The 13,345-nt window shown below is 43.3% G+C and carries 9 protein-coding genes; 3 read left to right on the top strand and 6 right to left on the bottom strand.

Going from position 1 to position 13,345, the window contains the following annotated elements; all coding sequences use genetic code 11:
* Nucleotides 1–63 precede the first annotated feature (63 nt).
* Nucleotides 64–450: a pyridoxamine 5'-phosphate oxidase family protein gene (locus AB5542_RS01885; protein WP_279039500.1), complete on the top strand. Its 387-nt coding sequence runs from the start codon at nucleotides 64–66 to the stop codon at nucleotides 448–450.
* A gap of 340 nt (nucleotides 451–790) precedes the next feature.
* Here AB5542_RS01885 and AB5542_RS01880 read toward each other — a convergent pair whose 3' ends face one another.
* From AB5542_RS01880 to AB5542_RS01855, 6 genes are all read right to left on the bottom strand, one after another.
* On the bottom strand, nucleotides 791–3,088 hold the full coding sequence (locus AB5542_RS01880) for a Gldg family protein (protein WP_279039498.1): 2,298 nt from the start codon (nucleotides 3,086–3,088) through the stop codon (nucleotides 791–793).
* Between the two features lie 26 nt (nucleotides 3,089–3,114).
* Nucleotides 3,115–4,038, bottom strand: coding sequence for an ABC transporter ATP-binding protein (locus AB5542_RS01875; RefSeq protein WP_279039496.1), 924 nt, complete (start codon nucleotides 4,036–4,038; stop codon nucleotides 3,115–3,117).
* A 166-nt stretch (nucleotides 4,039–4,204) separates the two neighbouring features.
* Nucleotides 4,205–5,107 carry a hypothetical protein gene (locus AB5542_RS01870; RefSeq protein WP_279039494.1) on the bottom strand — a complete coding sequence of 301 codons (903 nt, stop codon included), beginning with the start codon at nucleotides 5,105–5,107 and terminating at the stop codon, nucleotides 4,205–4,207.
* A 21-nt stretch (nucleotides 5,108–5,128) separates the two neighbouring features.
* Entirely contained in the window at nucleotides 5,129–6,559 is a 1,431-nt protein-coding gene (locus tag AB5542_RS01865; protein WP_279039493.1) for a RagB/SusD family nutrient uptake outer membrane protein, read from the bottom strand.
* A gap of 26 nt (nucleotides 6,560–6,585) precedes the next feature.
* Complete coding sequence (locus AB5542_RS01860) at nucleotides 6,586–10,182, bottom strand: SusC/RagA family TonB-linked outer membrane protein (protein ID WP_279039492.1); 3,597 nt, start codon at nucleotides 10,180–10,182, stop codon at nucleotides 6,586–6,588.
* A gap of 82 nt (nucleotides 10,183–10,264) precedes the next feature.
* Nucleotides 10,265–11,491 (bottom strand): FecR family protein, encoded by a 1,227-nt coding sequence (locus tag AB5542_RS01855; RefSeq protein ID WP_087422650.1) that lies wholly within the window; start codon nucleotides 11,489–11,491, stop codon nucleotides 10,265–10,267.
* A gap of 351 nt (nucleotides 11,492–11,842) precedes the next feature.
* On the opposite strand from AB5542_RS01855, the gene AB5542_RS01850 reads away from it, so the two are divergent.
* Both AB5542_RS01850 and AB5542_RS01845 read left to right on the top strand, forming a co-directional pair.
* Nucleotides 11,843–12,340: an RNA polymerase sigma factor gene (locus tag AB5542_RS01850; protein WP_118305159.1), complete on the top strand. Its 498-nt coding sequence runs from the start codon at nucleotides 11,843–11,845 to the stop codon at nucleotides 12,338–12,340.
* Between the two features lie 163 nt (nucleotides 12,341–12,503).
* The gene (locus tag AB5542_RS01845) at nucleotides 12,504–13,337 is read left to right on the top strand and encodes a helix-turn-helix domain-containing protein (RefSeq protein ID WP_279039490.1); all 834 of its coding nucleotides are present in this window, start codon (nucleotides 12,504–12,506) and stop codon (nucleotides 13,335–13,337) included.
* Nucleotides 13,338–13,345 lie beyond the last annotated feature (8 nt).

Here is a 13,345-nt window from a genome sequence, read left to right as displayed (position 1 = left end):
TTTGATACGTACATATTACAATAAGTAAATATATCCAGACAAAATAATCAAGTTGAAAAAAATATGAACGAAAACAAAAGATTACCCGAAAAATTCTTCGATGTATTAAAACATGAAGGTGTTGTAACTGTTATGTCATGGGGTGTTGAACCTCATATTGTTAATACATGGAATTCTTATATCGTGGTTACAGACGACGAACGCCTTCTCATCCCAGCCCACGGTTTTAGGAAGACTGAAAAGAATGTTAATGTGAATAACAAAATAAAACTGGCATTAGGTAGTAGAGAAGTTTTAGGCTATAAGGATTATCAGGGAACAGGTTTTATTGTCACGGGAACGGCTCGATATATCAGTTCTGGTGATGAATATGAATATATGAAAAAGAAATTTCCCTTTCTTACTAGGGTATTTGAAGTTACCGTAGATAAAGCGACACAGATGCTATAAACGTGAAATTATGAATAGTTTTTATTTCATGGCAGGAAATTGTAACATCATGCGGTCAACATCTGTTGTAATTTCGATGAAAATAGGGGACACTCTCGCTTCACTCTCGGTACAATTTCGGTACATCTTCGCTCATGAGCGAAGATGAAGCGTGGGTTCACCTCAAGTATGTCGGAGAAGAATACTTATTTGAATATTATTTCAATGGATCTACTTACTTTGTAATATTTTAGCAGACCTCCTTCTTGGGAAGTTTACAAGCATTTCAAATTTGGCGTGTGTCGCTAAAATTGAATTCTGCTTCACACGCCATTTGATCTAAAACCTTACTTTACTTCCGTTATCTCCCTCGTCGACGCAACCAGATCACGAGAGCTAAAATAATCATTAACGCTGGGATGATCCATCGCAGAATAATTGTCCACGTGGAGGCCTCTTTTTCGCTGAGATAAACTAAGTCATCAGGAGGGGTTGGACGGCGCACGTCAATAGGTACTTCTTCGTCGGACAACCAGAAGAAACTACCCGGGATTAATGTGAAGTTGCTGGCCCGGATTCCCTTGTGGCCGGAACTCAATTCACCGTTACTGATACAATCTGCATCTCCAAATACCATTACTTTTTGTGTCCTTCCGTTCACCTTGCGAGTTAGAGCCAAGGTCGTGTTATAACGTTGTTGCACTTCCCCTAGGTCCGGATTCAAGCGGGCCGTGTCGTCTACGAAATCGGTGGTTTGCATTTCGTTCCACACCAGCGAGTCGGTCTCGAATAGCGGTATTGCCTTGTATCCTTTCTCTGGGTTAAATTCCAAACCGGACACTCCGGGATTTACCACTACATACTCCAATTTAGCCATCTGATCGAAGTGGTAAATCAATTCTTGTCCCTCTTTCGTCGGTTTTACTACCACTAGGTCGGGTGCGTGATCTTCCGAGATGCTCACCAATTGCCCGGGTACCAATTTTACGCCAAACTCGGCCAATAGTGGGTCCATATATTCCTTGCGTTTGGGTTCGCTTAAAATCATTAAATTACCACCGCGAGCGATATATTGATCTAGATTCGTTTTTTGAGTAGGGAGTAGTTCGCTTCTCATCTCGGCGATCACCAAGATATTAATGTCTTTCGGGATCGGGCTATTCAGGTTTACTTCCTCTACATCGAAGCCTTGATTCAACAAGGAGTTACGGAAGGGTTTGTCCCAAGTGAAAGTATTGTAATCTCGGTCGCCGATTTTTTTCACGTCCCGTTCGCCGTGGCCTGTCAAGAATCCGACTTTCGGTAATTCCATCACTAAACGTTTGAAAGCGGCCGTGATCTCTGTTTCGAATGGATGATGATACATATCGTTATATACACGCAGGAATGTCTTTTCCCCACTTTCCCGTTCCAGTAAACGCACGAACCTGTTGCCTTCCGGCCACAAATCAATCTGCTTGCGGATGGTTGTCGGTGCGAGGAACATCGTGGAGTCCAAATGATAACCTTTCACAATCTCTTGGAACCGTTCTTGCGTGTTTTTATCCGGCCATCGCTCATCTTGTCGAGGGTCAATGACCGTGTCGTAATAGTACACGTATTTCATCTTGATTTCCGGTTTAAAGCGCACGTATTGGCGGAACCGTTCTTGATCCTGCTTTACCTGTGCAGGCATGGCCGTCCACAAGTCGTTTAAATCCAAAGCATTCACGTATGTCGTGATTGTTAAACCGCCTTTCATCTTCGCCACCACGTCTTGACTATTCTCCGTCAGCGTGTTTGATTTCGTTGCCGTGGCATCATAATAGGTCATCAATGCCGGGCGGGAAGAGAAATATCCGATTACGCTGGCGATCAACAATACACTTGCGTACTTTCCGATCGTCATTGTCCAAGGCGCTTTCTGGCGGTTTGCTTGTAAGCGGATTACCGTTAAAACTAAGAACAAGGCTGATACCGTGATGAAATAAATCACATCTTCGCTGCAAATCAAACCGCGAATAAATTCCCCGGAACGTCCCGAGATGGAAAGCCAGTAGGTGATTTCTCGTACTAACTCGAATTCCTGCCACAAATTTTTCACGTAACTCAATAAACCGAGTACAACCAGAGTCATGATAGCTGCTACCACTTGGTATGACGTCAAACTCGACATAAATAGACCTACTGCGGCATAAGCGCAAATCAAAAAGTAGAGACCCAACAAACCGGACAAAACCATTGGAAAATCGAAATCTTTAATTGTGAAAGAGCCGAACAATGCGATGACCAGTAATACAAAAATTAGTGCCAACCCGTAGATCATCATCGAGAGATATTTCCCAAGGATAATTTGCCAATTTGTCACGGGTGATGAGTACAACAACTTGATTGAACCACTACTTAATTCCCGGCTCATCAACCCCATGGTTAAAAGCGGGATGTAAAGGTAGAGGTAACCTTGTACAGTCGTGAATAATCCACCCCAAGGACTGGCAAACAATCTGGTCGTGATCGATGATACCGGGTAACCCAGTTCTTGGGATTGTACATACGATTCTATATTCCCCATGAAATTTGTTACCGTCTGGAAGGCAAAAATCACAAGAATCAACCATGCTATTGGTGAATAAAAGAGCGTTTGCAGCTCCATTTTTGCTATCTTGAAAATCTTTTTCATTTCTATCTTTTTCTTTATGGATTACGTTATTTTTTTGATAACTCTGCAAATATGGCATCCAGCGAACTTTTCTCCATGTTCAATTCATTTAACCGCCAGCCACGGGTTGCGCTCACCTCGGCTACCCTTTCCAATGCCTCCTGTGCATCGGTAAAGTGAAGGCGGTACCTTGTTCCTCCTAATTCTTCCACTTGAAGTACACCCGGGATTCCGGATCGTAAATCTTCCACTGGTGGGCGGGCGATCAGTGATACTTCCACGGTACTAGGGACGATATAATTATCAAACTCGTCCACGCTACCGGAGAATACCAGTGTTCCCTGCTCGATCATACGAATGTATTCACATGTGGCCTGCACTTCCGGTAAAATATGGGTGGAAAGGATTACTGTACGATCTTGGGCAATATCCTTGATTAAGTGGCGTACCTCTACGATTTGGTTGGGATCCAGACCATTCGTCGGCTCGTCCAGCACGACTATGGCGGGTTCATGAATGATGGCTTGGGCTATACCCACTCGTTGTTGGTATCCACCGGAAAGGTTGTGAATCACTCGTTTACGAAAATGAGAGATACCGCAGCGATCGAGAGCTTTATCAATAGCCTTGTTTACCTCTTTAGAGGGGACGTCCCGCATGAAGGAACAATACTCCAAATACTCTTCCACTGTCAAGTCCATTTGCAGTGGTGGTTGCTGTGGCAGAAAGCCGATATGGCGTTTGGCTGCTACCGGGTTCTCCCGCATATTGATCCCTTTGATATGGACGCTTCCTTCTGTTTGCTTGAGAACACCGCAGATGATATTCATCATCGTTGACTTGCCGGCCCCGTTGGAACCTAATAGGCCGTAAATGCCGTTTTTACTAATTTCTAAACTGATGTCCCGCACCGCCCATTGAACGCTATAGCGATGAGACAGTCTCTCTACTTTTAAGATCGACTCTTCCATAAATTCTTAAATTAACTTGTTACAATGATTTATTTAATAATACTTCCAATTCAAACTCTTTTTCTTGGGCATAATACCCCCCTTGAGGTGGCTCTTTTGTGTTGTTAAGCCACCACTTGTCAAATCTTGGTTGGAAGGGGATTCCGAGAGTAGAACCCCCATTTTTTTAATTGTACATGATTTCTCCTATTTTCTTTAAATCCACTTTGTATTTGGTTAAAAACCAGCTGTGTAATATGTCATATTTACGCTTTAGTAAAGGGTATTTCGTGAGATAATCACCCCATTCACTTGCGGTACGGGTGATCATGGCATACATAAAATGTTGCAAGTCTTGCTCTGAATCTACTAGTTTGGTTTGATAATTTACATACAAACACCAATCAAAGATGTATTTATTTTGATAAGCGAACCACATTGGCATAAAACCTCGTGCCAAGGCAAAATCCGGATCATCCGGATTCTCGGGATCATAATCTTTGGCGGCCCGCGTGTAGTCGCTCACCTTGTAAAATTCCTCCGGGAACTCTAAAGTTCCCTTGGTGCGCCAGTAATTCCACAAGCACAATTGCAACTCGTTCTTTTTGGCTCGTTTCTCTTCTGAGGACAAATTTTTCAATTCCTCCGAGCAATCATTCACGTAAAATGATTGGCCATCGTTTCCCATGGTTGCGTACGCCCGTGTGCCATAAGTCGTTTCCATGGATTTAGCCACCATGATTTTATAAGGCATATACTTTGCGTGAAACTCCGTAAGATAGAGGTCGAACCAAATATCTTCCAAAAAATCCAATACAACATCCATGCATAAAGGATCAACTTTTTCATAAATGTAGCTGTTGTTGGTTTGTGATAGGCCGTATATAAAATCTGGTTGAGTGTATTCATACAGGATATAACTCTTATATGAGTTGTAATACTCCACGATCCGGTCATCTGCCGGGGATTCCCCTTGCGGTAACACGTAATCCTGTGGTAACGTTCCCACGTTGCCCACCTTATCCTCGTCCGTGCAAGCCACGCATCCGAACAGACATAAGGTAATCAAATATAAATTTATTTTTTTCATCTCTATTACATGATTAAACGGTTATTTAAGTACGCCTTCTCTTTCCGGAGCCTTAGCGGAAGCATTTTGTACCAACTGAATGTTTTTGTTGACAATATCCAACGGGAAAGGCAAAGTGTACATTGGGTCCTTCTCCTTCAAGGTATAGATCCTGTATTGGTCTTGTTGTCGTTGTTTAAACTCCCGGCTGATGGATGGCATCCCGTAGCGGCGCAGGTCGAACCAGCGGTGAAACTCATAGCACAATTCCAAGCGGCGTTCCTGACGGATTTTCTCCAATAAACCCGTCGTGCTTGTTTCGTCCGTGTAACCCACGATACGATGGCGACGTAACTCGTTCAAGTCAGCCAAAGCCCCACTCTCATCCTTGTTTGTGGTCGATAGCATTCTGGCCTCTGCTCTCGTTAGGTATGCTTCCGAAATTCGGATGGCATTTCCCGGGGTATTTGCACCGCTATTATTGCCGAGTTCTCCCGGACAGAGTTGTTTGTGTACCCAGGTCGCATCAATCGGGAACCAAAAGTCTCGACGTTTATCGCCTGCCGTAAATCCGGTCAGTAGTTCCCCCGTCGGACACAAGGACGGATCAATGTAAGTCCTCCCGTACAGCCACTCCACCTCGGAGAGATCGTATCTAGCCAAGCTGAATTCTTTTTCCCCGTGGCTCATCTTCGTGTAGTCGCTTAGTCCCTCGGCAGATTCAATGGCTTGTGTGGCTGCCGTGATAGCTTTGTCGTATTCCTCCATGTAGAGGTAAGCCCGGGCCAGTAGAATGTCGACTGTTGTCCCGTTCAGCCGGTAGTTGCCTCTTGTCTTCGGGTGTTTTGCAAACAATTTGGACGCTTCTTCCAGGTCGGCTACAATCTGGTTATACACCTCTTCCACTGTACTCCGGGCGATCCCATTTTCTACTAGGGCGGCTGTCAATTTTAAAGGTACGCCTAAGGCTTTTTTGTTGTAATTATAAGGTTCCCCGAACATATTCACGATCCGGAAATAACCGAAAGCACGTAAGCCCAATGCTTCTGCCCGAATCAGATCTCGATCCCGTTGTGTTCCGACTGCATCCCCCACGCCGTCCAAAACAGCGTTGATCCCCATGATCTGTGTGTAGGTATACTCGTAGCCGTCATCCGGGGAGGCTCCATTCTCCAGTTCCCACATATCCGGCTGCCAGGTAAAGGTGCGGATTAGGGCTGCCGGCCCCCAAATGTAATCTCCTGTCGGTAATTTACTTTCGTTAACCTTCAAATCATTATCCAGATAGTAAAGCACGTTATAATTATACTTGGATGTTTTGTACATATACATCATTAGCAGTTCGCTGTAATCTGTCGTGGTGGTTGGGATGGTCTCGTCCTGCGAGGACTCTTCCAGAAAATCCGAACAAGCCCCCAGCATCAGCGAGAAGATCAAGTTCAGCACGATATATATATTTCTATACTTTCTCATCTCTTTATCTCTTTATTCGTTAATTATTAGAACATCACTTGCACGAAGAACGAAGTCACCCGGCGGGTCGGCCAGTTGCCCGTTTCCGGGTCCAGCCCGTCCCATTTTTTATCGGATACCCACATGAAGGGATTCGTCATGCTTAACTTCAATTGTAAATGACTTAATCCTATCGAATTCAACGCCTTCTCGCCAAAATTGTAGGCTAACGATAGAGAACGGCAGCGGATAAAGTCTGTGTTAGCAACCCGTGCATCAGATTGATTATACATCACGTAGGAATTTTCACCTGATCTGTAATTCGCTGCTAAAACCGTATTTTCCGGGAAAGAGATAATATCGGTTCGACTACCTATACTGGGAAGTGAGGGAATATTCGTTTTGTCCCCTACTTTTTTCCATCGCTTCAACAATTTCTTGGATGCGTTCTGATGTGGAAGAGGCAAACCGTCTTTACTTGTTGTAGCCTCGTAGAGATTAGGTAAACGATTGTGTCCTCCCCATTGCACTGCGAACAGGGCATAGAGCGTGATATTTTTATACTTGAACATGGTGTTCAATCCACCCGAGAAATCCGGGGTGAATTTACCCGAGTTTACCATGAAATCCTTGATGTCTTCCACGGATTCTAAATCCATGTATTTGAATCGGGGACGGCCGTACTCTTGCTCCAGTTGGTCGAACACGTAAGAATAGAACGTGGAGAAGGCCTCGCCGTCAACGATACAATTACCGTCTAGGTAATCGTCCAGCAGATTTGTCCGACTGTTTTTTGTTACTTTGTTCTTGGTTCGTGATGTATTCAAAGACAGTTGCCACGTGAAATTTTTTGTCCTCACTGGTATCACGTTGATCACGAAATCATACCCGGAATTCTCCATCGTGGAACCGGAAATAATCCCGTTGGCTACTCCGTTTTCCAAAGCAACCCCTTTGGATGAGAGTACATCGCTGGTCTTTTTAAACCAGTTGAAATTGAAATTTACTCTACCATCAAGGAAGGCGGCATCAATACCCACGTTCCAAGTCTTGGTCTTTTCCCAGCCGAGATCCGGGTAAGGCAAGGAAACAATTTCCAACCCGTAAGAATTATATAAATATTCGTACACGTCAGTAGCGATCAATTCCGGAGATACCGTATTTACCGTATTTCCTTGATACCCGTAGGAACCATAAAGGTCCAAGTTGTTCAACCACCAGTGTTTGCCGATAAAGTGTTCGTTGACAACCCTCCATTTCAACCCGGCCGACCAGGTTGGTTGGAAACGTTTATTCTTATCTTGACCGAAACGATTGGATGCATCGAAACGTCCGCTTAGGTTCAACACGTAGCGATCATCATAAGTGTAAACAGCCATTGCGTACTCGCTTAGCGTGTTTTCTATGCGATTTACCACGGTATGAGTTCCTGAAACTTTATCAATATTATCCCTGTAATATTGACTGCCTCCATATTGATAATACTCGGTCGGCGGGATGGCAAACGTTTCTCCCCGGTCGGGCATATATCCCCAGCGTGTGTTGGATTCTCCTTTGGTTTTGGAAGAGTTGGTCTCGATTCCTGCCTGCAACGTGATCCGGTGTTTAAGATTAAACGTCTTGTTGTACACCAGTGCGTTCCGGGTTGTGATGGTCGACACGTTTGTCAAATCCGTCTCTAGCAAACCTCCCATTGGTAAGGGGGTAGAAATCGTCTCTACACTGTTGGGGGCCACGGAACCATACTCGTATCCCCGAATCTCTGAAATATAGTAGGAACGTTCCGTGGCATACTTTTTCGAGTCGGAAGAAGAGGAAGAGTAGGAAAACATTCCTTGGTATTCCAGATCCCCGAATAACAGCCACCGTAAATCGAAAGTGGCTCCCCACGTACGTGTATTATTCTCACTTCCCGTGTGTGCTTGCTCGTTGAGAATATTATAATTGTATGTTGTCTTACCTTGTACGGCATCGCTATTACGGCCGGATTTTTCATGATATAAAAGGGGGCCGTCTTCGTTATAACAAGGGATCACTCGGGAGGTATTGTAAGCATACGAGAAAGGATCTACCCCGTAGGCAAAACCGTCCACTTTACGCATACTGCCGTTTACCGTCATGTTCACGGTTAATTGTTCCCAAAGTCGGACTGTGGTGTTCGATGCTACAGTAAATTGTGATAAATTATTTCCTTTTGCGTCTCCCAATTGGCGACTGTAGCCGAAAGAGGTTCGATTCTGAATTTTTTCCGAGCCTCCATTAATACTCAACGAATGGTTGTGATTGAATGAATTGCGGAATAGAATTTTGAACCAGTCTGTGTTCTGGCGAGACATTTTCTGATACTCCACCTCCATCTCGTCTTTCGTGATTTTCTTGTCCAAGTAACGCTTGAGCAGTCCTTCAAAACCGATCGGTAACACGATGTCTGTTGCGCCAAAACATCTACGCTCCATGTAAATATCCCGTGAAAGATCCATTCGCTCTGCTGAATTCATCAAATCGTACAGACCATAGTGGGGGCGTTGACCGATAGAAAAATCACCGGAATAGTTTACATGTAACTTTCCGGCAGTCGCTTTCTTTGTCGTGATTACGATCACGCCGTTTGCCGCTTTTGATCCATAGATAGCTGTGGCCGAGGCATCTTTTAATACCGTGATGCTCTCAATATCATTCGGATTCAACCAGGAAATTGCGTTTCCCGCCAGTTGTTTGATGTCATCAGCATCCACGGAGAATTTTGTGTTATCTTCCGAGTTGAATGGCTGTGGGTCCCGTTGGATTACGCCATCTACCACCCACACAGGTTCTTGACTACCCAACAAGGTGGAAGTTCCGCGTACCCGTACTTTTGGAGTGGCCCCCACTAGTCCTGTGGTATTGCGCACCAACATTCCTGACACCACGCCTTGTAACATTTGATCCACGGAAGTTGCCCCTGACATCAGAATATCTTCGGCTCGTACCGTGGTGGTTGCTCCCGTGTAATTCCCCTTGGAAATATTACCGTAACCTGTCACCACGACTTCATTCATCTGTTTCACGTCCTCCCGCAAGACCACGTTTATCGTGTCTTTCCCCGTGTACATGATCTCTTGGGTTTCCATGCCCACGAAGGAGAATACCAAGGTCAGTTTTTCCATTGCTGGTAGACTCAAAACATATTTTCCATTCGTGGTAGTAACGGTTCCCAAGGGTACTCCCTTCACCAGTACCGTGACTCCAGGAAGTGGCATTTTACCATCTGTCACGAGTCCTGTAATTTTCAAAGTTTTTACCCCCTCAACCGTGATAATAATCTTACCGTTTCTTTCCACGCATCCTAGGGACGTTCCTTTCAAACATTCTTTCACGACCTCTAGCACGGGTTTGTTTTTCATGTCCAGAGTGATTCGGGTCCTCTCCTTCATAATCTCTTCGGAGCGGAACATGACTAAGTTATCACACAAACGATTCACTTCATGTAGTGCCTGCAAAACAGACACATCTGTTACTTTAAGAGAGATTCGTTTCGTCTTTTCCTGTCCGTAAACTTCCATATTCATGAAAGACAACATCCCTACGATACAAACGGTAAAGGATAGTCGCTTAAAACAATAGGAAAAGCCTACAAAACGTTTCTGGTTTCGCATTTTTTTCATAGATTTGTAAATAATTTAATTAAACGATTCACTTGCTTTTTAGCAAGTTGCTTTCCCGAAGCTGCCCCAAACAGCTTCGGTTTTATTTTTTCGTTATATACACGTTCTTACCCACGACGTTAAATATCGGTCCTCCTGCCAATGTCAAATTCTCCAACACGGTCTCCAACTTCTCGTCTTTATTGATCAAACCGTTAAACGTATATTTTTCCATTTGCGTGTCTTTGCAAATGAAATTCACCCCGTACCAGCGGGACAAAGTCCTTAAAACCACCTCTATATCCTCTTCTGTGAAAATGAATTTACCGTCTTTCCAGGCGGCAATATTAGCGACATTTACCGGCTGTACCGAAATGGCCTTACTTCCCTCATGCCACATGGCTTGCATTCCCGGTTCAAGCACAACTCTCGAAGTGGGTACATTTCCATTATCCAGCACTTCCACCGCGACACTTCCCTTAACCAAAGTTGTGAAAACATTTTGCTCGTCTCGGTAAGCTTTCACGTTAAAGGAAGTTCCTAATACTCGTGTCCTCAAACCATTTGCGTCGACAATAAAAGGCTTGTTAACATCTCGTTGCACCTCGAAATAAGCTTCTCCCTGTAATTTCACGACCCGTTCGTTTCCCACGAAACTAACCGGAAATTCCAGTTCCGAGTCTGCATTTAACCATACCCGTGTACCGTCACTTAATGTCAGAAAATAATCACCACCGACGTAAGTAACCACTCGGTTGAAAGTTTCCTCCACGGTTTCATCGTTTAAGAGAGAATCCCGTTTTACTTCATACAAAAGTTTACCATTTTCTCCCCGGATAATCGCTCTCTTTTGTTCCACCACTTCCGGGAGATCATGAACCAAATCAATCTGAGCCCCGTCTGCCAGTATTAACATTGCCCGGGTATTTGTTTCCGGCTTTGCAGCAACGATTATATTTTCTTCTCCCGAGGTTCTTCGGATTTCTTTGTCCGGTTTATTATTCAGTACAAACAACACGGCTCCCACCAGACATGCGGCGGATATACTCCCACTCACCAACCTCAAGAATCTTCTTGTTTGTTGTTTTCTCACCAAACGCCGGATGATACCATCTCGTACAAGTACAAAATTAACCGATTCATTGATTTGATCCTCTTCTTTCAGTCTTTTAGCAATACTCTGCCCGCGTACGATTCGTTTGTATAATTGACGATTATTCTCGCTTTCTTCCAACCAATCAGCTAGAGTGGCTCGTTCTTGAAACGTTACATTCCTTAATCTAATCTTGACGATAATCTCGGCCAACTGTCTTGCTTTTGAATAATCCATGATAATTTTTTTGTTCGTTTATATAAATGACGTCGTGACATGAAAACGGGATGAATAGAATTCCATTTTTATTTTCAAAAAAGAATAGTAGTAGGTTCAAATAATTGATTGATAGGTGATTATTTTGTGATGTTAACAAAGAGATCGGTACGTTTGATGATGGTGATTGTATTTACGTCTTACATTAGTCCTCCACGGCCAGAAAGTTGAATAGATGCGGAGCCATATTGAATAATATATTCTGGAAGAGAGAGAGTTCCATGTTTGTTCGGGGACTGGATATTTGTTACTAGTAAATTTTTTTTAAGGAAATTAATACTATATTTGTAAGTGGAACTCACTTGATAGTGCATGGAAGATTATTCAGCTTTAGAGAAATTTATTCGAAATCATTACGCATCTTTATGTGCGGTGGCAAGGCGTTTTGTTGATAATGACACCGCCCAGGACATCACACAAAATGTACTTTTCAAGTTTTGGGAAAAGCGGGAGAAATACATGAATCTTGATTCTATCGATGATTTCCTTTTCATCATGATCAGAAATGAGGCAATAAGTCATCTTCGTCAAGTGAAACACGAGAAAGAACGCTATGCTAAACTTCCCCAAGATGAAAGCGAGGATCCTGAAATACTAAACATTTTAATTGAAGAGGAATCCAACCAAATACTGGTCAATGGTATTAATCAACTTCCCCCTCAGGCAGCCCTCATTATGCGTCTCGTTCTCTCCGGGTATGATAATAAAGAGATAGCATTATTAATTGATGTTTCAATCAATACGGTCAAGACATTGAAATACGGAGCCATCCGAAAATTACGGGAATATTTTAATAACCACAAATTTTGACGAGCGATTTTGTTGAAGGAATTGCAAAGCACGAATCTTTGGGGGGGAATTGTCGTTTTTGATACTCAAACTTATGGATTGCGTTCATTTTTTATGGGAAAATCCGGAATGAAATAGGAATAATGTACTTTTGTATCGGATAAAGGCTCTAAATAGCAAATAAGTGGAGAATTTTCAGATACATACGGATATTTCATTACTTCCCGCAAATGAACATGAGGCCTACCTTAAAGAAGGTTTTAACGGAATTTGTACGGGAGGCAGTGCCGTTATACAACTTTTTTCAGTTCGCTATCGGATTTCTGAAGGCGAGTTAATCACCATTTTACCACAACAATTGGTTTCTATTAGTGAAATCAGTGATGATTTTTCCATGACCTTTTTTAAGGTAGACAAAGTGATGTTCTTGGATATTATGAGTGGTCTTGGAAAATTGACTCCTGCTTTTTTCTTTTATATGCGGAAGAATTTTTATACCCGTCTCGGAGACAATGATATCAAAAGGTTTCTAGGGTATTGTCGGGCGCTCGATTTTCGTGGAAACAATGACGATCCTGTTTTCCGGAACGAGACCATTCTTCATTTATTGCGGATTTATTATTGGGATCATTACGTGGCCTTCCAAAAAAGAACTTCTTCGGAAAACTATCCCCTTCTCAATTCCCATAAAGAGAGAATTGCTTTCAAATTCGCCATGCTCGTCTCGGAATATTGTGGCACGCACCGGGATGTAGCTTTTTATGCGGATCAATTGTGTATCTCTTCTATATATTTGACACAGGTCATTCAAGAAGTGAATGGTCAGAGGGCACGTGAGATGATTGCAGATTACGTGGTTGTCGAAATTAAATCCTTGTTGCGGAATGCTGACTTGGATATAAAAGATATCGTCCGGCAAATCGGATTTGCCACACAATCTTCTTTAAGTCGCTTTTTCCGGAGGCAGACGGGTATGTCTCCCTCGGAATACCGGCGAACGGTTCACGTTATACGATAAAAACAAAA

Origin of the sequence: Butyricimonas sp. RTP31003st1_G1_RTP31003_210430 (assembly GCF_040920905.1) — a bacterium.
GTDB lineage: Bacteria > Bacteroidota > Bacteroidia > Bacteroidales > Marinifilaceae > Butyricimonas > Butyricimonas paravirosa.
This window is presented reverse-complemented; position numbering and strand designations above follow the sequence as displayed.